Source organism: Aggregatibacter segnis ATCC 33393 (genome assembly GCF_900476035.1).
Classification (GTDB): domain Bacteria; phylum Pseudomonadota; class Gammaproteobacteria; order Enterobacterales; family Pasteurellaceae; genus Aggregatibacter; species Aggregatibacter segnis.
In genome coordinates this window covers 1,828,586-1,850,708 of record NZ_LS483443.1, presented here as the reverse complement: position 1 = coordinate 1,850,708, position 22,123 = coordinate 1,828,586, and the positions used below count along the sequence as shown (strand labels likewise).

General features: G+C 41.8%; 23 protein-coding genes and 1 riboswitch. Of the genes, 10 read left to right on the top strand and 13 right to left on the bottom strand.

Annotated elements, in window-relative coordinates; translation table 11 throughout:
* The first annotated feature begins 117 nt into the window (after positions 1–117).
* The 3 genes from nfsA to ycfP are packed head-to-tail and all read left to right on the top strand — an operon-like array spanning position 118 to position 2,312.
* Complete coding sequence (gene nfsA, locus DQN58_RS09015; protein ID WP_006718893.1) at positions 118–852, top strand: oxygen-insensitive NADPH nitroreductase; 735 nt, start codon at positions 118–120, stop codon at positions 850–852.
* A gap of 6 nt (positions 853–858) precedes the next feature.
* Complete coding sequence (locus DQN58_RS09010; protein WP_006718891.1) at positions 859–1,776, top strand: ATP-grasp domain-containing protein; 918 nt, start codon at positions 859–861, stop codon at positions 1,774–1,776.
* Positions 1,773–2,312, top strand: coding sequence for an alpha/beta hydrolase YcfP (gene ycfP / locus DQN58_RS09005; protein ID WP_006718888.1), 540 nt, complete (start codon positions 1,773–1,775; stop codon positions 2,310–2,312). Before DQN58_RS09010 ends, ycfP begins: the two co-directional genes overlap by 4 nt.
* A gap of 53 nt (positions 2,313–2,365) precedes the next feature.
* Here ycfP and DQN58_RS09000 read toward each other — a convergent pair whose 3' ends face one another.
* Entirely contained in the window at positions 2,366–2,971 is a 606-nt protein-coding gene (locus DQN58_RS09000; protein WP_006718887.1) for a hypothetical protein, read from the bottom strand.
* A gap of 98 nt (positions 2,972–3,069) precedes the next feature.
* Positions 3,070–4,464 (bottom strand): class II fumarate hydratase, encoded by a 1,395-nt coding sequence (gene fumC / locus DQN58_RS08995; protein ID WP_006718885.1) that lies wholly within the window; start codon positions 4,462–4,464, stop codon positions 3,070–3,072.
* A 221-nt stretch (positions 4,465–4,685) separates the two neighbouring features.
* On the opposite strand from fumC, the gene DQN58_RS08990 reads away from it, so the two are divergent.
* The 6 genes from DQN58_RS08990 (at position 4,686) to DQN58_RS08965 (ending at position 10,352) form a co-directional block, all read left to right on the top strand.
* Entirely contained in the window at positions 4,686–5,132 is a 447-nt protein-coding gene (locus tag DQN58_RS08990; RefSeq protein WP_006718880.1) for a DNA polymerase III subunit chi, read from the top strand.
* Between the two features lie 168 nt (positions 5,133–5,300).
* On the top strand, positions 5,301–5,630 hold the full coding sequence (yqfB, locus tag DQN58_RS08985; RefSeq protein WP_006718878.1) for a N(4)-acetylcytidine aminohydrolase: 330 nt from the start codon (positions 5,301–5,303) through the stop codon (positions 5,628–5,630).
* Positions 5,614–6,531: a restriction endonuclease gene (locus DQN58_RS08980; protein WP_006718876.1), complete on the top strand. Its 918-nt coding sequence runs from the start codon at positions 5,614–5,616 to the stop codon at positions 6,529–6,531. The genes yqfB and DQN58_RS08980 overlap by 17 nt, the downstream gene beginning before the upstream one ends.
* A 74-nt stretch (positions 6,532–6,605) precedes the next feature.
* Positions 6,606–9,515, top strand: a complete 2,910-nt coding sequence (locus tag DQN58_RS08975) for a valine--tRNA ligase (protein WP_407641381.1) — start codon at positions 6,606–6,608, stop codon at positions 9,513–9,515.
* Positions 9,516–9,562: 47 nt separating this feature from the next.
* Positions 9,563–9,970: a (deoxy)nucleoside triphosphate pyrophosphohydrolase gene (locus tag DQN58_RS08970; RefSeq protein WP_006718872.1), complete on the top strand. Its 408-nt coding sequence runs from the start codon at positions 9,563–9,565 to the stop codon at positions 9,968–9,970.
* Positions 9,957–10,352 carry an HNH endonuclease gene (locus DQN58_RS08965; RefSeq protein WP_006718869.1) on the top strand — a complete coding sequence of 132 codons (396 nt, stop codon included), beginning with the start codon at positions 9,957–9,959 and terminating at the stop codon, positions 10,350–10,352. The genes DQN58_RS08970 and DQN58_RS08965 overlap by 14 nt, the downstream gene beginning before the upstream one ends.
* 78 nt (positions 10,353–10,430) lie before the next feature.
* On the opposite strand, the gene DQN58_RS08960 is transcribed toward DQN58_RS08965, so the two are convergent.
* From DQN58_RS08960 to DQN58_RS08940, 5 genes are all read right to left on the bottom strand, one after another.
* A complete protein-coding gene (locus DQN58_RS08960) occupies positions 10,431–11,711 on the bottom strand; it encodes a type II toxin-antitoxin system HipA family toxin (protein ID WP_081456144.1) in 1,281 nt (426 codons plus the stop codon).
* On the bottom strand, positions 11,711–11,989 hold the full coding sequence (locus DQN58_RS08955; RefSeq protein WP_006718865.1) for a helix-turn-helix domain-containing protein: 279 nt from the start codon (positions 11,987–11,989) through the stop codon (positions 11,711–11,713). The genes DQN58_RS08960 and DQN58_RS08955 overlap by 1 nt, the downstream gene beginning before the upstream one ends.
* A gap of 152 nt (positions 11,990–12,141) precedes the next feature.
* Positions 12,142–13,197 (bottom strand): ABC transporter substrate-binding protein, encoded by a 1,056-nt coding sequence (locus tag DQN58_RS08950; protein WP_006718863.1) that lies wholly within the window; start codon positions 13,195–13,197, stop codon positions 12,142–12,144.
* 82 nt (positions 13,198–13,279) lie between these two features.
* Positions 13,280–13,382, bottom strand: a riboswitch (TPP riboswitch).
* 67 nt (positions 13,383–13,449) lie between these two features.
* Positions 13,450–14,967, bottom strand: coding sequence for a DHA2 family efflux MFS transporter permease subunit (locus DQN58_RS08945; protein WP_032998176.1), 1,518 nt, complete (start codon positions 14,965–14,967; stop codon positions 13,450–13,452).
* Positions 14,968–14,976: 9 nt separating this feature from the next.
* The gene (locus DQN58_RS08940; protein WP_006718859.1) at positions 14,977–16,137 is read right to left on the bottom strand and encodes an EmrA/EmrK family multidrug efflux transporter periplasmic adaptor subunit; all 1,161 of its coding nucleotides are present in this window, start codon (positions 16,135–16,137) and stop codon (positions 14,977–14,979) included.
* Between the two features lie 190 nt (positions 16,138–16,327).
* Here DQN58_RS08940 and DQN58_RS08935 point away from each other — a divergent pair, with 190 nt between their 5' ends.
* Entirely contained in the window at positions 16,328–16,810 is a 483-nt protein-coding gene (locus DQN58_RS08935) for a Dps family protein (protein WP_006718857.1), read from the top strand.
* Positions 16,811–16,931: 121 nt separating this feature from the next.
* Here DQN58_RS08935 and rnb read toward each other — a convergent pair whose 3' ends face one another.
* The 6 genes from rnb to DQN58_RS08905 form a co-directional block, all read right to left on the bottom strand.
* Positions 16,932–18,911: an exoribonuclease II gene (gene rnb, locus DQN58_RS08930; RefSeq protein WP_006718856.1), complete on the bottom strand. Its 1,980-nt coding sequence runs from the start codon at positions 18,909–18,911 to the stop codon at positions 16,932–16,934.
* 124 nt (positions 18,912–19,035) lie between these two features.
* A complete protein-coding gene (locus DQN58_RS08925; protein ID WP_006718855.1) occupies positions 19,036–19,824 on the bottom strand; it encodes an enoyl-ACP reductase FabI in 789 nt (262 codons plus the stop codon).
* A 116-nt stretch (positions 19,825–19,940) separates the two neighbouring features.
* Positions 19,941–20,219, bottom strand: a complete 279-nt coding sequence (locus DQN58_RS08920) for a hypothetical protein (protein WP_006718854.1) — start codon at positions 20,217–20,219, stop codon at positions 19,941–19,943.
* Positions 20,220–20,230: 11 nt separating this feature from the next.
* Positions 20,231–20,614: a phage holin family protein gene (locus DQN58_RS08915; protein WP_006718853.1), complete on the bottom strand. Its 384-nt coding sequence runs from the start codon at positions 20,612–20,614 to the stop codon at positions 20,231–20,233.
* Between the two features lie 95 nt (positions 20,615–20,709).
* On the bottom strand, positions 20,710–21,021 hold the full coding sequence (locus DQN58_RS08910) for a DUF883 family protein (protein ID WP_006718852.1): 312 nt from the start codon (positions 21,019–21,021) through the stop codon (positions 20,710–20,712).
* 117 nt (positions 21,022–21,138) lie between these two features.
* Positions 21,139–21,894, bottom strand: a complete 756-nt coding sequence (locus DQN58_RS08905; protein ID WP_006718851.1) for a Nif3-like dinuclear metal center hexameric protein — start codon at positions 21,892–21,894, stop codon at positions 21,139–21,141.
* Between the last annotated feature and the right edge of the window lie 229 nt (positions 21,895–22,123).

The following is a 22,123-nucleotide window of genomic DNA, read 5'->3' as shown; positions in this document are numbered from 1 at the left end:
TGAATCAGTAGTGTGATTCTACGACCTCTCTAAAAAAGAATAAAGGGGTTTTGGGGAGGGCGTGTAATTAGTGTAAGATAGGTGCAAATTTGATGTTTGTTACAGTAAGGAAGGTTTATGTCTGAGAAAAAACTCACTTCTTCGACTTTAGATTGTATTTTAGCCCATCGTTCAATTCGTCGTTTTACGGATGAACCCGTATCTGACAAGGTGATTGAACAGCTTGTAAATGCGGCGCGTTTTGCCTCTACATCTAACCATTTGCAATGTGTTTCTATTGTGCGTATCACTGATCCGGCGATTCGTGATCAAATGATGGCATACAGTTCTAATCAGGAATATGTGAAATCCGCACCGGAGTTTTGGGTGTTCTGTGTTGATTTCCATAAACATAAACAAATTTGTCCAACAGCGCAGTTAGATTATGCAGAAGTCTTGCTCATCGGCGCAGTTGATACCGGTATCATGTCGCAAAATGTATTGTTGGCGGCGGAAAGCCTAGGGCTTGGCGGTGTGTATATTGGTTCTTTGCGTAATGAAATGGAAGCGGTTGGCAAATTGTTAAATCTACCGGAACATTGTTTACCGATGGTGGGGATGTGTTTGGGGTATCCCGATCAGGATCCGCCGACCAAACCACGCCTGCCGAAAGAAACCTTGTTCTTTGAAAACGCCTATCAGCCGTTGGATACCACTAAACTTGACGAATATAACGCTACCGTTGCTGAATATTATCGTCAGCGTAGCAACATTGACATGGATTGGTCACGTAATGTGATTAAGAGTTTGGATAAACCGATTCGCCCGAAAGTGTTGGCTTATTTGCAACAACAAGGTTTCATTAAAAAGTAATTTTGTATGAAATTGTTAATGTTGTGTCGTGAGCCGCGCTTGTATAGTTGTCAGCGGCTAAAACGTGCGGCGGAAGACAACGGGCATCAAATGGATATTTTGGATCCGAATCGTTGCTTGATAAAACTCCGTAAAAATCCACCGCACTTTGCATTGTATTATCAGGCAGAGCCTGAAAGTGAAGCACAATTATTGCCGCAATATGATGCGGTATTGCCTCGTTTTGGCACAACCAGTATGCTCATGGGCTGTCGCGTGTTGCACTATTTTCAGGCGTTGGGTATTCCTTGCTTGAATCATGTGGATGCATTTCGTAATGCTCGAGATAAATGGTTGAGCCTGCAGATGTTGTTACAACATGGCATCGCTGTACCGGATTCTTTATTGGCAGGCATGGAAGTGGATGCTAATCATGCGGTGCAACACATCGGCGCACCAACAATTTTGAAAACCCTAACCGGATCGCAAGGCATTGGCGTGATTTTGGCAGAGCGGGCACAAAGTGCGGTCAGTATTTTGGACACATTAAAGCAATCGGATGTGCCCGTGTTGTTACAAGAATTTGTGGCGGAGTCCAACGGCACCGATTTACGCTGTTTTGTGATTGGTGGACGCGTGGTTGCCGCTATGCAACGTGTCGGGCAGAACGGAGAATTTCGCGCAAATTGTCACCGTGGCGCCACTGCGGAAAAAGTGATACTGACCGAACAGGAAAAGCAAATTGCTTTAAATGCCACGAAAGCGTTGGGCTTGGATGTTGCCGGCGTGGATTTAATTCGTTCTGTGAATGGTCCGTTGGTGCTGGAAGTGAATGCTAGCCCGGGGCTTGAAATGATTGAGAAGACCAGCGGCATTAATATCGCCTTGCAAATGATTTTATATTTAGAACAGAAAACCCGTAATCAAGTTGGAGTAATAAAATGATTATTTATTTACATGGTTTTGATTCCAGCAGCCCCGGTAATTATGAAAAAGTCATGCAGTTAAAATTTATTGATGGTGACGTACGTTTTATTAATTACAGTACGTTGCACCCGCGTCATGACATGACTTTCTTGCTGAATGAGGTGCATAAACTGGTGTCTGAATCGAAAGATGAGAACCCGTTGATTTGCGGCGTTGGGTTGGGTGGCTACTGGGCGGAGCGTATCGGCTTCTTGTGCGGCATTAAACAGGCGATTTTCAACCCGAATTTATTTCCACAAGAAAATATGACAGGTAAGATTGACCGCCCAGAAGAATACGAAGACATCGCCACCAAATGCGTGGAAAATTTCCGTATGAAGAATAAAGGTCGCTGTCTGGTTTTTTTATCGATTGAGGACGGCGTGTTGGATTCCAAACGTAGCGCAGATGTTTTGTCTCCGTATTACGATATTGTGTGGGATGAAAATGAAAGCCATAAATTCAAGCAAATTTCTCATCATTTACAGCAAATCAAAGCATTTAAAGACGCGTAAGGTTTTGAGGAAAAAAGAAGGGTAGCATTTCGCTACCCTTTGTTTTTTGTATTCTAGCCGAATTCCGGATTCTTGTTATTTAACGGGAAATTTGGCGGTAATTGCGGACTGGCATCTTCTTCACTCAACGGGGCTATTTCCGGCTGTGTTTTAAATTCTTCTGCCGGAGTGGCATTTTTTTCTTTGCCTAATAATTGCGGCTGTAATTTTATAAAATTACTGTTTGGCGATAACCAAATGCCGGCAAATAAGCGGCTAAATTCCGGCTCAAATTCATGATCCAAGATTGAGTCGTTTAACATGAAATAACCTCTATCGGGCAACGCAATGTAACGTAATACATCGTTTGGTGAGAAATCCGGGAAAATAGCCTGCATGTCTTTTAGCCATGCGTCACTTTTCGCTTTATCCGCTTTTAGAAATTCCATTTCTTTAATTAAGCTAATCGCAAAATTCTTGCCTTCAACGGGTTTTTCATATTTGAAAGAAAGCATGATAGGTAATTGATTTTCCTGATATGCACCGTCTTCGGTCGCCAAATCAATGGAATAAACCAAGAACGGCCCCCAATTATAGTCGGCAGTGCCCACATTGACCCAATGGGCAGAAAGTGCGGTAGGAAATAAGCTTAAAATAAACAGCAGCGATTTTAATTTCATAAACAATCCGTCATAAAAATTTATGTGGGCGATTATAGCAAAAAAGACGGGAAATTGATCCCGTCTTCTTTACTCATAACTTAATTTAACGCATCACGTTATTTTAAGCTGCCTACCATATCTTCCGGACGCACCCATTTGTCGAAATCTTCCGCAGAAACTAAGCCAAGATTAATGGCTTCTTCGCGTAAGGTGGTACCGTTTTTGTGTGCGGTTTTCGCAATTTTCGCCGCATTTTCATAACCGATATGGGTATTAAGTGCTGTGACCAACATCAATGAATTTTCAAGTTGTTGTTTAATGCGAGGGAAGTTCGGTTCGATACCGGTCGCGCAGTGTTCATCTAAAGAAACACAGGCATCTGCCAACAATTGGGCGGATTGTAAGAAGTTCGCAATCATTACCGGATTGAACACGTTCAATTGGAAGTGACCTTGAGAGCCGACGAACGCGATAGTGGTGTCGTTACCAAACACTTGTGCGCATACCATGGTCATGGCTTCACATTGGGTTGGGTTGACTTTACCCGGCATGATGGAAGAACCCGGTTCATTTTCCGGAATTAAGATTTCACCGATACCGGAGCGCGGGCCGGACGCCAATAAACGGATGTCGTTAGCAATTTTGAACAAGCTCATAGCAAGTTGACGTAATGCACCGTGAGTTTCCACGATAGCATCATGTGCTGCCAAGGCTTCAAATTTGTTTTCTGCGGTGATGAACGGAAGACCGGTGAATTTAGCAATGTATTCAGCCACTTTCACATCATAGCCTTTCGGTGTATTCAAACCGGTACCCACAGCCGTGCCGCCAAGAGCTAATTGGCGTAAGTGCGGTAGGGTATTTTTCAATGCAAGTAAACCGAAGTGTAATTGCGCGGCATAGGCAGAGAATTCTTGACCGAGTGTGAGCGGTGTGGCATCCATTAAGTGCGTACGACCGATTTTAACTACATCTTTAAAGGCTTCAGATTTTGCTGCAAAGGTTTTTTGTAAACGTTCTACGGCAGGAATAGTGATTTCGACAACTTTTTTGTATGCGGCAATATGCATTGCGGTTGGGAAGGTATCGTTGGAAGATTGGGATTTGTTCACATCATCATTCGGGTGAATAATGGATTTTTCGCCCAATTTGCCACCGTGTAAAACGTGAGCGCGGTTTGCCACCACTTCGTTCACGTTCATGTTGGATTGTGTACCGGAACCGGTTTGCCAAATCACCAACGGGAATTGATCGTCTAATTTATTTGCTAAAATTTCATCGCAAGCTTGTGCGATTAAATCACGTTTTTCAGCAGGTAACACGCCTAAATCATGGTTGGCGAATGCAGCCGCTTTTTTCAAATAACCAAAGGCTTCGATGACTTCATGTGGCATAGATGCCGCAGGACCGATTTTGAAATTGTTGCGGGAACGTTCGGTTTGAGCAGCCCAGTATTTGTCTGCCGGCACTTGAACTTCGCCCATGGTGTCTTTTTCAATACGAAATGCCATTGTAATTACCTCTTATTGATTATTAATGAAAAGTCTGTTGGATTCTAACACCGGCAAGCCAATCTATGAACTGAAATTACAAACAGAAAATCGGTTTTGTGACTTAGATCATAAAGTTCGGTCCGTTGGCGGCGAAAGGGTTCGGAAATTAACATTTTATATTTTAGCCGATTTCCGCTAAAATCTTGCAATTCATTTTTCCTAATTTGGACGTGTTATTTATGCCGAAAAACGCGCAATTTTACCTGCTTTCCGACAGCTCTTCTGCGCGGTCAAATTTGTCTGCAGTGGAAAGCCTTGCTTGCGATTTAGCGGCATCCGCTTGGCGTTTAGGAAAACGTGTTTTATTGGTGTGTGAAAGTGAAGCTCAGGCGCTCAATATTGATGAGGCATTGTGGCAAAGAGAACCTGACGAGTTTGTTCCGCACAACCTTTCCGGCGAAGCCACCACGTATGCCACGCCTATTGAAATTAGTTGGACGGGCAAACGCAATGCACAAAGCCGTGATTTGCTGATTAATCTGCAACCGCAACTGCCGGAATACATTAATAGCTTTAACCAAATTATCGACTTTGTTCCTGTGGAAGAGCAGCCAAAAGCCTTGGCGCGTGAGCGTTATAAACAACTGAGACAGTTAGGCTGGGCGTTGAGTACGGAGCAGGTATAACGATATAAAAAAACGCCCCTCTTTAGAAAAGAGGAACTGGGGGAGATTTGATAACAAGCGTGAATTTCTTTATGAGGTTGATATAACTTCTGCCGAATCTCCCCTAACCCCTCTTTGCCAAAGAGGGGGATGGTTACAAAAAACACTTAAAAAACTGACCGCACTTTTATGAACGACATTACTTTCTACCAACGCTTTGAAGCCGATATTCTCGCCGGGCGCAAAACCATCACCATTCGTGATAAATCCGAAAGCCATTTTAAAGCGGGCGATATTCTGCGAGTGGGGCGGTTTGAAGATAATCAATATTTCTGCACTGTTGAAGTGTTAAGTGTGTCGCCAATTACCCTTGATGAACTGACAGAACAACATGCGAAGCAGGAGAATATGGGATTGGATGAGTTGAAAGAAGTGATTCGGAGTATTTATCCGAGTGAAGGGCTGCTTTATGTAGTTACGTTTGGTTTGATAGAGGGGAAATATGAGAACTTACAATAAAACAAAAGATTTATTAAATCCCATCTTAAATATACTTAAAACAAATCCAAATTTAGATAAATCTTCTATTATTAGTAAATTAGCTGAATATTTTAATTTAGATAATGATTTCCTGAATCGTAGATATGAAGTAAGTAATGCTAAGATTTTTGAAAATACTGTTTTGTGGAAATTAAATGATTTAGATAAGTCAGGTTTGATATCTTTTGAGAAGGTAAAAGATAAAAGATTATATTTTGTCTCTGATTTAGGTATTCAGCTTTTATATGCCTCTAGTGATGATATTTTAAAATATATTAGAGAAAACTACTTAAGAAAGTTTGATACTTCATCGGAGCAAGAAAAAGAAGAAATTACGCAACAAATTGTTGAGCTTGAGGTGAATCCACTTGAACAGTTAGAAAAGTCTTATTTAGCTATTAGAAAAGAGATTTATAATGAGATTCTCGAAGTGCTTTTAAGCAAATCTCCAGTAGCTTTTGAAAAAATTGTTATCGAACTGTTTCAAAAAATGGGGTATGGGGATGGTGAGATTACACAATTAAGTCGAGATGGTGGAATTGATGGGATTATAAAAAGTGATGTTCTAGGATTTGAACAAATTTATGTACAAGCAAAACGTTATCAAAAAGATGTATCAATAGGGCAACCTGATATTCAACGATTTATAGGAACATTGCTTGGTTTACAAGGAAATGCAACAAAAGGTATTTTTGTGACTACTGCAAAATTCTCAAATGAGGCTGTAAAATATGTTCAAAATTTTTCAAAAGCAAAAATTGTTTTGATTAATGGAGATTTATTGGCTAAATATATTTATGAATATGAATTAGGTGTTCAGCCACAAAAAATTTTTAGCATTAAGAAATTAGATAGTGATTTTTGGGAAAGCTTTTCATAGTATTTTTATAAATGGTCCAATAAATAAGTTGAATCTTACTAAAAGAGAATAAATAAATGACACAAAAATTCGAAATGGCAGACCGTTTTAATCCGTCTGCGGTAGAACAAGCCCTTTATCAACATTGGGAAGAGAGCGGTTATTTTAAACCGTCTGAAAATGAAAATGCGCCGAGCTATTGCATTGCGATTCCGCCACCGAACGTCACAGGTTCTTTACACATGGGGCACGCTTTCCAACAAACCTTAATGGATACTTTAATCCGTTTTAACCGTATGGAAGGGCATAACACCTTATGGCAAGCGGGGACAGACCACGCGGGTATCGCAACCCAAATGGTGGTGGAGCGTAAAATCGCCGCAGAAGAAGGTAAAACCCGCCACGATTATGGCCGCGAAGCGTTCATCAACAAAATTTGGGATTGGAAAGCCTATTCAGGCGGCACAATCAGCCAACAAATGCGCCGTTTAGGTAACTCCATCGACTGGGAACGTGAGCGCTTCACCATGGACGACGGTTTATCCAATGCGGTAAAAGAAGTGTTTGTTCGCTTGCATGAAGAAGGTTTGATTTACCGTGGCAAACGCTTAGTAAACTGGGATCCAAAACTTCACACCGCGATTTCTGATTTAGAAGTGGAAAACAAAGAGAGCAAAGGTTCCCTTTGGCATTTCCGTTATCCGTTAGCCAACGGTGCGAAAACGGCAGATGGTAAAGAGTATTTAGTCGTAGCAACCACGCGTCCGGAAACCATGTTGGGCGATACGGCGGTTGCGGTTCATCCGGAAGATGAGCGTTATCAATCTCTAATTGGTAAAACGGTCGTTCTGCCACTGGCTAACCGTGAAATTCCGATTATTGCCGATGAATATGTGGATCGTGAATTCGGTACCGGTGTAGTGAAAATCACCCCTGCGCACGACTTTAATGACTATGAAGTGGGTGATCGTCATAAATTGCCAATGGTTAATATCTTTACTCTAAATGCCCATATTCGTAATGAGGCAGAAGTTTTAACTTATCAAGAAAAACCAAAAGAAAATGTAACTTATTCGAATGGTGAAAAAATATATAGTTCACCAAGTTTTTACGCTGTCAGTTCCTCTGAAGGATATGTTATGCCAGCCGATTATCGTGGCTTAGAGCGTTTCGCTGCACGTAAGAAAATCGTGGCAGATTTTGAAGCGCTTGGTTTATTAGATGAAATTAAACCGCATGATTTAAAAGTGCCTTATGGCGACCGTGGCGGCGTGCCGATTGAGCCGATGTTAACCGACCAATGGTATGTGAGCGTGAAACCGCTTGCTGATGTAGCAATCAAAGCGGTGGAAGACGGCGAAATCCAATTCGTACCGAAACAATACGAAAACCTTTATTTCTCTTGGATGCGCGATATTCAAGATTGGTGTATCTCTCGCCAACTTTGGTGGGGACACCGTATTCCAGCGTGGTATGACGCGGAAGGCAACGTGTATGTCGCGCGCAACGAAGCTGAAGTGCGGTCAAAATATAACTTAGATTCTGCGGTTGAACTCAAACAAGATGAAGACGTATTAGACACGTGGTTCTCATCAGGCTTGTGGACGTTCTCTACCTTAGGTTGGCCGGAGCAAACCAAAGAACTCAAAATGTTCCACCCTACGGATGTGTTAATCACCGGCTTCGACATCATCTTCTTCTGGGTTGCGCGTATGATTATGTTTACGATGCACTTCATAAAAGATGAAAATGGCAAACCACAAGTGCCGTTTAAAACGGTTTACGTAACAGGCTTGATCCGTGATGAACAAGGTCAAAAAATGTCGAAATCGAAAGGTAACGTGCTCGATCCAATCGATATGATTGATGGCATCAGCCTTGAAGATTTACTTGAAAAACGCACCGGCAACATGATGCAGCCGCAATTGGCAGAGAAAATCGCCAAAGCGACCCGTAAAGAATTTGCTGAGGGTATTGCCGCTCACGGTACGGATGCATTGCGTTTCACATTAGCTGCGTTGGCTTCAAATGGTCGCGATATCAACTGGGATATGAAACGCCTAGAAGGCTACCGTAACTTCTGTAATAAATTGTGGAACGCAAGCCGCTTCGTTCTCACCAATGACAAATTAGATTTAAGCCAAGGCGAAATTGAATTCTCCGTGGCAGACCGTTGGATTCAATCCGAATTCAATCGCACAGTAGAAACGTTCCGCAGCGCATTAAGCCAATATCGTTTCGACCTTTGTGCCAATGCGATTTATGAATTCACTTGGAACCAATTCTGCGACTGGTATTTGGAACTCACCAAACCGGTATTTGCCAACGGCAACGCAGCGCAAATTCGTGCAGCAAGCCAAACTTTGGTTCATGTGTTGGAAAAATTGTTGCGTTTAGCACACCCGCTCATGCCATTTATTACTGAAGAAATTTGGCAAAAAGTGAAAGGATTCATGGGTATCACCGCCGACAGCATCATGTTGCAACCTTTCCCACGAGTGGAAGAGAGCGCTTTTGATACTGAGGCTGAAACAGAGATCAACTGGCTCAAAGAGGTGATTGTTGCCGTGCGTAACATCCGTGCCGAGAGCAACATCGCACCAAGTAAAGGCCTCGATCTGTTATTCCGTAATATTCCAGCCGATGAGCAAAAAATACTGGAAAAACAGACCGCACTTTTACAAGCCATGGCGAAATTAGATAGCGTCAGCGTGCTTAAAGAGGGTGAACAAGCGCCGTTAGCTGTGGCGAAGTTAGTCGGCAACACCGAAATCCTCGTGCCGATGGCAGGTTTCATCAATAAAGAAGCCGAGCTTGCTCGTTTAACTAAAGAGATTGAAAAATATCAAAACGAAGTTAAACGCATCGAAAGCAAACTCAGCAACGAAGCTTTCGTCGCCAAAGCCCCAGAAGCGGTTATCGCCAAAGAACGCGAAAAACAAGCCGAATACCAATCCGGATTAGAAAAAATTCGTGAGCAGTATAAGGCGATTGAGGCGTTGTAACAAAACATAAAAAGTAGGCATCATGCCTACTTTTTTTCAGGAAAAATATGAACATAATTAGTGTTTCTGCTGGAATTATTTTGAATGATAGAAAAGAAATTCTTCTAACTGAAAGAATATCAACAGATAAGATTTTTTCAGGATGGGAATTTCCGGGTGGAAAGTTAGAAAAAGATGAAAATGCCGAACAGGCTCTTATCAGAGAATTAAAAGAAGAGTTAAATGTTCTTGTTAAAGTTGAATCTTACTGTTTAGATGCTATACATCATTATCCTAATATATCTGTTAATTTAACTGCTTTTTATTGCCGTATTGTTTCTGGTGAACCTAATTTAATAGTTCATAATGGTCTGAAATGGGTAAAATATAATGAGTTATTAAGTTATCAGCTATTGCCAGCTGATATTCCAATAGCAAAGAAAATTATTGAGGATTTTAAAAATGCTAAGAATTGATACTGTATTAACAAATCAAGAGTTAATGGATGTATTTAAATGTGGGAATGCTGGTGGAATGCGTCGTTCTAAGAAAACTAATTCTTTAGTTCTTATTTTTGATCATACTAAACACCTTTATGACGACGTATGGAAAGGTGATACGTTACATTATACAGGAATGGGAGCGGAAGGTGAACAACAGCTTGATTTTCAACAAAATAAAACTCTAGTAGAATCAAGAACAAATGGAGTTAAGGTCCACCTTTTTGAGGTATTTGAGCCTAAAAAATATAGCTATATTGGTGAAGTTTATTTGGCAGATGAACCTTACCAAGAAAAACAAAAAGATAAGAATGGATTGTTGCGAAATGTTTGGATTTTTCCATTAAAAAGAAAGTAAAAATTGTTTTATTACAGTTTTTATAATGAGGTTTTGGTTATTTATAGTAAAAGTGCGGTGAATTTCCACCGCACTTTTTTAACTTATCTTTTTCATCTGCATTTCCAATCCCATTAAAATTGGCTCCACAATTTCATCAGGCAATCCATGGGTATTTATTTCACTGACTCTTCGATATAGCGCACTGATCTCATGCAAAACGTCTTCAACTGTTTCCTTTGACAAGCCTGCGAGTTTAGCGGTGTTGAAAATGTGGCGGGGTTGTATTTTATCCCATAAATAATGTTTATTTTTGCCGTGCCACGCCATTGCCATTTTGACTTTTTGTTTTTGTAGTCCGTTGTGGTTGATGAGCGGATAGGCGGACATCACGTCATAAAAAGGCGTTAGACGATAGCGATTCTCTTGTTCCAAAAATAGACTGAAATTTTTGCCATGGCCGTCAATGGCACAAAGCAGCCAGAAAATAATTTGCGCTTTAAAAAACTGCTTGCGATCTGCTTGGGCGTTGGATGAACCCTTGAGAAGCGACATAATTTGAAGAATGCTCGGCCCGCCGTCATTTTCATATTTTCGCGCAGGGGCAATGTTGAGTGCTTGGCACATATCCTCCTGTGGTAAACGAATTAGCCAACTTCTATTTTCAGACCAACGGCGATCGAAGCGCTCCACAATCAGCACTTTCATTTCACCGAAATACTGAATTTGGCTTCGAGGAACCGGCAAACCGAAGGCTTTCATAATATTCAAGCAAAGCCATTCATTTTCACAGCTACCGGAAAGATCAAGTTGCCCTTGTGCCACCATACCAATCGGGAGTTTAAAAATATGGCTGGTCGCGGTGGAATGCAAAGGGCGCTGCCATTGATTTTGATAATAAAGCAGCGCTGTTTTTTCCTGAGCGCCGGCTAAAGAAATTCGGAAATCCTCGCTTTCTTCCATACCAAGAGGAAAAGTGCGGTAGTTTTTCAGCACGTTTTCCACCTCTTTGTCATTTAACGGTTCTGCATAAATTTGACGTACCGACCGGTTCTCACCCTGATAAAGCTGAATTGCGCCGATACAATCCTGTCCAATCGCCGAAAGTAAATCAAATGGGGATTTTGTTGAGGTTTGAAAACGTTGCTGAATGCGTGAACGGATCTGCTCATTGTCCGGGAGGAGATTATCGAAGAAATTGTAAACGGAATCTCCTCGATAAATTTTGTGCGACAAGGGCAGTGACAATGAAATAGGGCGCGAGCGAACAGATTCAAGCCATTTTTCCGCATACTGAAATTCGGTTGCGCCACTGGTGAGTTTTCGCCATTCACCGACTAACAAGCCATTCATGGCGACGTTTAGAATCGAGTTACTCATCACCATGCCTCATCGTCATCGTATGTTGCTGTTGGCTCCTTAATTGAGAGAGCGGTATTAGATGACTTTTTGCGTGGTTGCACAATAAGCTCTAGTTCTAGTCCTGCCAGAATTTTAAATAGCGTTTCTAATTTAGTACGCTCCGGCTCATTCTCAAACGCTGAAATTCGGGCTTGGGTCGTTCCGGCGAGTTTAGCAACATCAGTTTGTGACAGATCGCCTTGATAGCGAAATTCCCGAATTACATGAGAAAGCATTTTTGCGGTGGTGATAACCATTGTGACTCCTCATACGCTATAGCGTATAGAAATTATTTTATACGCTATGAAGTATAAAGCTTTTTTATATCTTGTAAAGTATAATTTATGTTTTATATCCTATGCGATATAATCTGTAAACGATTAAAATTTCCACCGCACTTTTTTCTCAGCTATTTTTCTCCTTTGACTGTTTCAACCCAACGCTCAATTAAGCGTTTGCTTTCTGCGTCGGCGCCAAAGCGGATGAAGTCAATATCCAATAATTTTAATTTGCTTGGATCGCTGGCTTTTGGGGACGCTTTCGCATGGATGTTGGCGGGGATTTGGTAAGAGTCGGACTCACGCCATGGGATTTCTTGCGCTTCGGTGTCGAGAACGAAGTCCACGAAGTGTTTGGCATTTTCTAGATTACGTGCGCCTTTGATGATGCTTACCGACCCTAACGTGTAGCCCACGCCTTCACAAGGTAAAATGCCTTTTACCGGTGCGCCTTTGTCTTTTTCACGCACATAGCCGTGCATAAAGGCAATATCAACGCCCACTTCGCCGGTGGCTAAGTTGCCGGTGGCTAAGCCGCTTTTGGAATATTGCGCCACGTTCGCATTGAGTTTTTTCAAGTAATCAAATGCTTTTTCTTCGCCCCAAAGCTGCACTAATGTCGTCAGAAAAGAATAGCCCGTGCCGGATACGCGGGGATCGGCATATTGAATTTGATTTTTGAATTCCGGTTTGAGCAAATCGGCAAAGCATTTTGGTTCCGGAATATTGAGCTGTTTTAATTTTTCCGTATTCACGCCAATGGCGACTTCCATTAAATAAATGATCGATGTGTAATCACCTCGTTCATCCATTAATTTCTTAAATTGCGGCATGATATTTTTTTGTAATGGTGAGCGGTATGTCGCGAGCAAACCTTGATCGGCGGCTTGTAAGTGCGGTTCAAATGTGCCACCAAACCACACATCTGCTTGTGGATTTTCTTTTTCTGCTTTGATTTTACCGAGTACGGTGCCAGTACTGTTTCGTACAAATTGGGCATCGACGTTGTATTTTTCGGCAAAGCGTTTCGTAACTTTTTCGCAGGTGACATTTTGTACGCTGCAATAAATGGTCAGTTTGCCTTCCGCTTGGGCGTTTTGTGTATAAAACAGCATTGGAAGTAAGCAAAGTGCGGTTGTTTTTAAGGATGTTTTTAGTGGTGAATAATTTTTAGAAAGCTTGGTCATTGATTTAATCCTTGGTGAGATTGAAAAACAAAACCAGCTAACAACTAAACGGGGAAATAGGCTGAAAGAAGCCATGGAAGCAGAGTGAAGTGCATTAGTTTCCTACGTCAGTGCTAACTGTATCAGGTTCACGGGTATTTCTCAGCTCCGTTATTTAAGCCAACGGAGCACCCCGACTAACGCGCATTACTATAGGTGTTTGTTATTGATTTGTAAATAAAAGTGAAAAATATTTCTTTTTTGGACCGCACTTTAGCGGCGGCTCCCAAAAGGCGGTTTGGCAAACCAGACCAAAATAAATAATGCCAAAAACAGCACGGCGGATAACCAAAAAATCTCGTTGGCGCCGATGATAAAACCTTGCGATGTAATGTTGCGGGCAAGCAGGGAAGAAGTTTGTTCTTCACCCAGACCGAAACGCTCCATCATCTGGTAATACTGTTGTGCAGTAGGGTTATACGGCGTAATGGCTTCAGTCAGCTGTGAGTGGTGAACGGCTTCACGGTTATACCACAAGAATGTAGTAAGGGAAGTACCGATGGATCCGGCAAGGGTACGCAAAAAGTTAAACAAGCTTGAGGCGGATGCCATTTTGTGTGCCGGTAAATCGGACAGCGTAATAGTCGTAAGTGGCATGAAAAAACAGGCGACGGCTAACCCTTGCACCATTTGCGGCAGTGCTACATCGGCAAAACTCATTCCCGGCTCAAAGGTAACGGCACGCCAATAAAAGGTAATGGCATAGACCACAAAGCTGACGGTGACCAAAATACGCATATCGATTTTATGTCCAAACTTACCGATAAGAGGGGATAACAAAATCGGGAATAGTCCTACGGGGGCGGATGCTAAACCTGCCCAAGTGGCGGTGTAGCCAAAAACCTGTTGCAGCAACAAGGGAATTAACACCACTGAGCCGAGGTAAATTAAAAATGCCAAGCTGGTGGACAAACAGCCCACAGTGAAATTGCGTTGCTTGAATAGGGAAATATCTACTACCGGGTTGTCATCCGTCAGTTCCCAAATGACAAGTGCGGTTAAGGTTACCGCGGAAATAACGGCAAGAATGATGATTTCAGTGGAGTTGAACCAATCCTGCTCACGCCCTTGATCTAGCATTAATTGCAAGCAGCCTACACCCAAAACCAATAAGACTAATCCCACCGTATCAATCGGTTGGTGCTGAATTTTACTTTCTCGTGGCATTAATATTTTCCAACTGGTACTGATAATGAACAGTCCAACGGGCACATTAATAAAGAAGATCCACCCCCAATGTAAATTATCACTGATCCAACCGCCGAGAATGGGACCGAAAATCGGTGCAACTACTATGGTCATTGCCCAAAATGCCAATGCCATGCCCCGTTTTTCCAGAGGATAGTTATTGAGTAGCAAACTCTGAGACAGCGGAATAATCGGACCTGCCGCCAAGCCTTGGAAAATACGGCATAAAATTAACATTTCCAAACTATGAGAAATGCCGCATAGCCAAGAGGCTAAAACAAAAAGTGCGGTGGAAATGAGGAATAATTTTACTTCCCCGAAACGTTTGGCAAGCCAGCCGGTAATGGGAATAGAAATGGCATTGGCGACGCCGAAAGAGGTAATCACCCAAGTGCCTTGGCTGAACGATGAGCCGAGATCGCCCGAAATCGTGGGGATCGCCACGTTTGCAATGGTGGAATCCAATACTTGCATGAACGTGGCAAGAGACAGCGCTAACGTAATGATGCCAAGGGCAGCACCTTCAATGGGTTTTTGCATGATGGGCAAGCCTTAGTTTGTGTTATCGCGAATAATTTTTTCGATGAGATTTTCCACCGCACTTTGATCATAATTCAACGTATTGGTGGAATAGAGCGGCGCAGTACGTTTTTGTTGCGACAACATTTCACCACGGGTATCTGAAATATTCACTTCAACCAAGGTAGATAAGCCCATACGCAAAGGGTAGTTAGCAATTTGTTGTGCATCTAGGCTAATACGAACTGGCACGCGTTGCACCACTTTGATCCAGTTACCGGTGGCATTTTGGGCAGGGAGCAAAGAAAATGCGCTGCCGGTACCCATTTCGATACCTTCTACTTTGCCGTCAAATTTCACGTCATGACCGTATAAATCAAAGGATAATTTCACCGGTTGACCGATGCGCATGTCTTTTAATTGCGTTTCCTTGAAATTGGCATCTACCCACATTTGTTCGTTGGAAACAATCGCCATTAGCGCGCTACCCACGGCAACTTTTTGTCCCACTTGCGCGCTTCGGCGCGCCACATAGCCATCGACCGGGCTGGTGATTTTGGTGCGTTGTAAATTGAGCCATGCCTGTTTGACCGAACTGATGGCTTTTTGAATTTCCGGCTGTTCTTTCAGCGGCACATTCATTAATAAAGATTTATTGGCAGCAAGTTGGTTTTTCACGGCTTTTAAGTTAGCTTCCGCTGTCATTACTGCTTCTCTCGCGTGTTGTAGCGATTCTTTATCAATCGCTCCGCTTTTCCCTAACAGTTCACGGCGCGCTAAATCGCCTTGTGCTTTCGTCAACGCCGTTTGGTTGGCTTGAACCGTTGCTTCCAGTTGTTTAACGGTATAGCCCAGCTGGGAAATTTGGCGTACTGCACTTGCTAAGGTACTTTGCGCTTGATTGAAACTCAGTTGATAATCAGTGTCATCCAACTCAAGTAATACATCTCCCGCGTGCACAAAATCCATGTTTTCTGCATTAATTTGTCGCACATTTCCAGCAATTTGCGAGGAAATCATGACTTGATTGCCACTCACGTAAGCGTCTTCGGTGGTTTGGTAATTTTTAATAAAAAAGAACCAATATAATCCGGTGAGAACGGTGATAAGAATGAGGATAACGAAGAAAATACTTAGGGCTTTTTTCCGTGTGTTTTTTTGCGTGGAAATTGTTTCTTGAGTTGTGTCTGTCATTTATATTCCTTTTTGATAGCTTTTAAAAATTGTTTTTTGATTTTTTAATTTTTATTATCTATCAATTCTATTCGGTGTAACAATTGGCGCTATTATGTGCTTTTTTCTATACTTACGCCAACAAAAACGAACGGTTTGAGGTTTAAATCGTTCATCTTTTATAAATTAACAAAGTATAGGAGAACACATTATGTCAAAAACAATGATTGGTTTAGATACTGCAAAATCTGAAGTCTTAGCGACAAAATTAAATGAATTATTGGCCACTTACCAAGTGTTTTATACCAACGTACGTGGATATCACTGGAATATCAAAGACGTGAATTTCTTTGAATTACATGCAAAATTTGAAGAAATTTATACTGATCTTGTGGAAAAAGTGGATGAAGTCGCAGAACGTATTTTGACCTTAGGTTATACGCCGAACAACGCATTTAGCCAATATTTGAGCCATTCCCGTATTAAAGAAGAAATTGCAGTGAGCAGTGCGGCAGCTTGTTTAAGAGGCACTTTAGAAGGTTTCAAAGTGTTGCTGACACAACAACGTGAAATTCTCGCGTTGGCTGGGGATGCCGATGACGAAGGCACCGCTTCACAAATGAGTGATTACATTAAAGAGCAAGAAAAATTAGTTTGGATGTTCCAAGCCGCTTGCCAAACTTGTGCAAACTAAAACATAGCCTGCATAAAAGAAAATCCTGCTTAAGCTTGATGTTTAAGCAGGATTTTTTATAGCAAGTGCGGTGATTTTTTATGGTGTTTTATAAAACATCTGTAAAACCTACCGCACTTTTTTATTTAATCACTACGCCGACAATGCTGCGTGTGTCTTCACGGACTTCGGTTAACTGTACACGCAAGATATCGCCGATTTTGTATTGACGCTGATCTTTCACATAAAAAGCAATTTCATCGGTATTAATGGCGACCTCGTCTTTATTGTCGTGTAAGGTTGATGCCGGAATAAACATGGATGCACCATTTTCCAGAAGTAACACGCGTAAACCACCGCGGCTCACATCTTGCACTTCCGCTTCAAATTCCGGTTTTTCAGCGACTTTATCCGCCAAATAACGGCAATATAACCAGTCTGCAATATCACGTTCCACCAAACGATTTTGGCGACGGGCTTCTTGTAAACGCGCGAGTACGCTTTCTTCCGGTTTCGCAAAATCTCGGCCCGCTAAATGGGCTTTGATTAAGCGATGGTTCACCATATCTGAATATTTTCGAATTGGCGACGTCCACGTGGCGTAGCCGTTTAAGCCCAGGCCAAAGTGCGGTGCCAATTCCGCTTTAAATTCTGCAAAAGTGAGGAAACGACGCAAACGGAATTCCAAATAATCCCCTTCAATCGGTTCAATATCATGGCGCATTTGGCAGTAACCTTTTAAGGTTGCCAAATTTTCTGGTGCATAACGACTTTGTAATTCCGCTTTGTTTTCATCATTGGCTAAATTAGCTAACAAGAAATTGTGGGCGTTTTCCAAGAATTTTTTATCGAATCCGCTGTGTGTGTTGAAAATGCCGCATTGCAGGTTTTCATGTAAAAATTGGGCAGCGCAGATATTCGCGATAATCATGGATTCTTCCACGATTTGGTTGGCAATACGACGGTATTCCGCTTTAATTTCTTGCACTTTGCCGTTTTCTGCCAGCACGAAAGAATAATCCGGTTTTTCTTTAAAAAGCAGGGCGTGAGTTTTGCGCCATTGCGTTCTGGTCAGGGTAAATTGGTGCAACCAGTGAATTTGCTGTGCCGTTTCCGGATTTTCCGGCTGCCAAGCATTGTCTTTGCCTTCTAAGTAATCGGAAACTTGGTTATACGTCAATTTATCTTTTGATTGCACATCGGCTAACACAAATTTTGCTGGCGCGCTGATGTTGCCCTGTAAGTCCGTTTGAATGTAGCAAACCAATGCCAGACGGGTTTCGTGGGGTTTTAAGGAACAAAGCTCATCGGAAAGTTCGCGCGGCAACATCGGAATATTGAAGCCGGGCAGATAATTGGTAAAACAACGTTGTTTGGCGTCTTTTTCGATTTGTGAATTTAAACTGATGTAAGCCGTTGGGTCGGCAATGGCCACCACTAATTGCCAGCCGGTTTGTTCACTGTTTGAGGTGATAGGCTCAATATACAAGGCATCGTCCATGTCCTGTGTTGTTTCAGAGTCGATGGTGACGAAGTGAAGTGCGGTCAGATTTTCGCGCGTTTCTTGATCTTGTATTTCATACTGATCTTGTCCTTGCACCGGTTCACGCGGTTGTTCGTGACGCGCAAGTGTCACCCACCAAGGTGCCAGTTCATCTTCGGCGTGGCAAATAAATTGAGTGATTTGCGCATAGAAAAAACGATCGTCACGCAAAGGGTGTGTTTTTAAGGTTGCCACAACCCAATCGCCTTCCTGTAATTCTTCTTTGACAGCTTTGCTTTGCGCGGCGCCAATGGGCTGATTGATGTTAGGGTGATCAACAAGCACCTGCAATTTCTTGTTTTTATTGAATCGCACTTTCGCGATAAAACGGGTAAGCATCGGCTCGATTAAGGCCTCCGGTTCGGCTTGTTCTTTATCGCCTTGTTTTTCGATCGTGGCACTGATCTTATCGCCGTGCATGACTTTTTTCATGGCAGGTGGCGTGATAAAGTAGCTTTTTTTATCACATTCTAAAAAACCATAGGCTTTATCGGAGCCTTTTACTGTGCCTTCTACACGTTCTTTGCTGTCATGAATTTGTTGTTTGAGTTGTGCGAGTAATGGGTTGTCTTGGAACATAATTATTTTTATCGTAGGGCAGACTGGAGCCTGCCGAAATCATCATAAAATGGCGGAGTGAACTCCGCTTTACAAATAGAAAAGGCAGGTTAAAAAACCTGCCGATAAATAAAGGAAGAAAAAATTATTCTTCGCCTAGTTCGCCCATGGCGGTGATGCTGAAGCCTGCATCAACATGGACGATTTCACCGGTGATCCCGGAGGCTAAATCAGAGCATAAGAACGCTGCGGAGTTGCCTACATCTTCGATAGTCACGGTACGGCGTAATGCAGCGGTTTTCTCGAAGGTTGCCAACATTTTCTTGAAGTTTTTAATGCCGGAAGCCGCTAAGGTACGAATCGGGCCTGCAGAAATGGCGTTCACACGAATGCCGTCTTTGCCTAAATCAGCTGCCATCACACGGGTTGCCGCTTCAAGAGAGGCTTTGGCTAAACACATCACGTTGTAGTTTGGAATGGCACGTTCTGCACCTAAGTAAGAAAGGGTTAATAATGCTGCGTTAGGATTCAAATATGGACGTGCCGCTTGCGCCATTGCCACGAAGCTGTATGCGCTGATGTCGTGGGCAATGCGATAACCTTCGCGGGTTGCCGCATTCACATAGTCGCCGTCTAATTGATCGCCCGGTGCGAATGCGATAGCGTGTACGAAACCATCGAATTTATTCCAATGTTTGCTTAATTCTGCGAAACAGTTTTGAATGCTTTCATCAGTAGCAACGTCTAATGGAAGAACGATGTTTGCGCCGAATTCTTTGGCAAATTCTTCAACACGCGGTTGTAATTTTTCATTTAAATAAGTGAACGCTAATTCTGCGCCTTGCTCTTTCATCGCTTTTGCGATGCCGTAGGCGATAGAACGATTGCTGGCGAGACCTGTGACTAAAATACGTTTACCTGTTAAGAAACCCATAATTATTCCTGTTTGTTTTAGTGAAAAAATTGGCGAAATTATACTTGTTTTGCCTTATAGGAGCAATTATCAGAGTAAGTGTTCCGATATGTTAGGGTGATTTATTAAAAGCTAATTTATTCAGATTGATTATGCTGACTATGTTTGCCAAGTGCATAGAGCGTAACTAAGCCAAATCCAGTAACAATAATACTGCGGGCGGTAAACATTTTTTTACTTACTGCCGTAAATAGTAAAGAACGTATTAGGGGTTGATTTAACACTGAACCTAAGAAATTTATATTCTGGAGAGGAGATGAGATTTCCCGTTTTGTCGTATTACCCTGTGAACGTAATTTAAGTCGCAATATATTGCCCTTGAGTACTAAAAGTTCTTTTTCTTCTTCTAAACGCATTATCACTTCTCCTACTCTTGTTTGGATTTACCTATAATATTTTTTAATGCACTAATATCTTGTTGTATTTCTATTACGGTATCCATCATAAATGTTTTTTGTTTTTTCAAAAAACGCGATAAACCAAAGGCTAAAAGAAAAACAATGAATAGGGCAATAACACTGATAGAGAAAAATACGATGATTTTATTTTCTGGAGAAAGGTAGGAATTTAGACCAAATAATAAACTGATGAAAGAAATTAATAAAAGTAAGAATGAGAACAGTATAATAATAAGAGTTGATAACAAAGAATTTTTTAGCTGGATAAAGTCAATCCGAAGCATTTGCAAACGGATTTGTGTTAAATCAAGGGTTGTAATCAATGTATTTTTAATTTTTTGTATGATTTGCATTCCGTCTCCTTAAGGCTCTCTGAAACTAAAAGTGGCTGCGCAGAAAATGAGTATACGCAGCCATTATTCATTAGAACGCTTTTGGTAGGTAACAACTATTTTTTACTGATGAGCACGCCTAGCAATAACCCGATAACAGCGGCAGTGCCGATGGCTTTGTAGGGGTTTTCTTGTACTAGAGTATCAGTGTTCTTAATCACCTCTTTGGTTTTTTCAACGGCTTCTTCTTGAAGAGAACTAAATTGTCCTTTAATTGTTTTAATTTGAGAACTTAAATTTTTTTTCAATTTTTTCAGTTCTTCTGCGCCTGCTTCACTTTTTTCATTAAAAAGCTCTTCAGCATTATTTAAAATGTCATTTAGTTCTTCTAATAGTTCTTTGCGTTTTGCATCAAATTCTTTACTCATAGTGTTTCTCCTCTTGTTAAAATGTAATAATTAAAATACCAGCAGAAATAATACCTCTATTCCTACATGGTTACTATTCTATGCATATATTTTATAGATAAGTCAAGGGTAAATCAGTTATGCCGGGTTATCTATATCCTTAAATTCCACCTCAAATCCCTGTTCGTTTGCCAGCCATTCACCTAACGCTTTTACGCCATAACGTTCAGTGGCGTGGTGACCTGCAGCAAAGAAATGAATTCCTTGCTCCCTCGCAGAATGGATCGTTTGTTCAGATACTTCTCCGGTGATAAAGGCGTCACAACCTTGGGCTGCTGCAAGATCAATATAACCTTGACCACCACCGGTGCAGATACCGATTTTGCGGATAACGTGCGGTCCGTTTTCTGTGCAAATTAATGGTCTGCGCTTTAACATCTGTTCGATGCGTTTAGCAAATTGTTCGGCAGTTAACGGTTCTTTTAAGGTTCCCCAAACAGGAATGCTGATTGCGTTTTGTTCTAGCGGTTGAAGATTTTCGATACCGAGCAATTGGGCGAGCTGAGCGTTGTTGCCTAGCTCTGGGTGAACATCTAAAGGCAAATGATAGCCGTATAAATTGATGTCATTGACTAATAATGTTTTGATTCGTTTGCCCTTCATGCCGCGAATACAAGGATTTTCGCTTTTCCAAAAATAACCATGATGAACGAGCAATGCATCGGCTTTTTGTTCAACAGCATAATCAATTAACGCTTGGCTGGCGGTGACGCCGGTGATGATTTTTTTGACTTCGACCTTGCCTTCCACTTGTAAGCCATTGGGTGCGTAGTCGTTGATGGTATCGCTATTGAGCTTTTGATTAAGTAGGTTTTCTAGGGCTAAATTATGCATAAACGTTCTCTGAATGAAGAAAAGAATGGCGTAATGATAATGACTTTAGCGAGGAATAAGAAGAAAAAAATGGCCGGTGCGAATATCTTTGATAAAGACGTGGGGGAGTGTTTGCACCGGCCACTGTGTTTAAGAATGACGACTATCTTAAATGAAAACGGATTCATTATACAAATTATTATATAGCGATCAAGTGAAATTTAACGATGTGGCTAAAAAAGTTTATTTC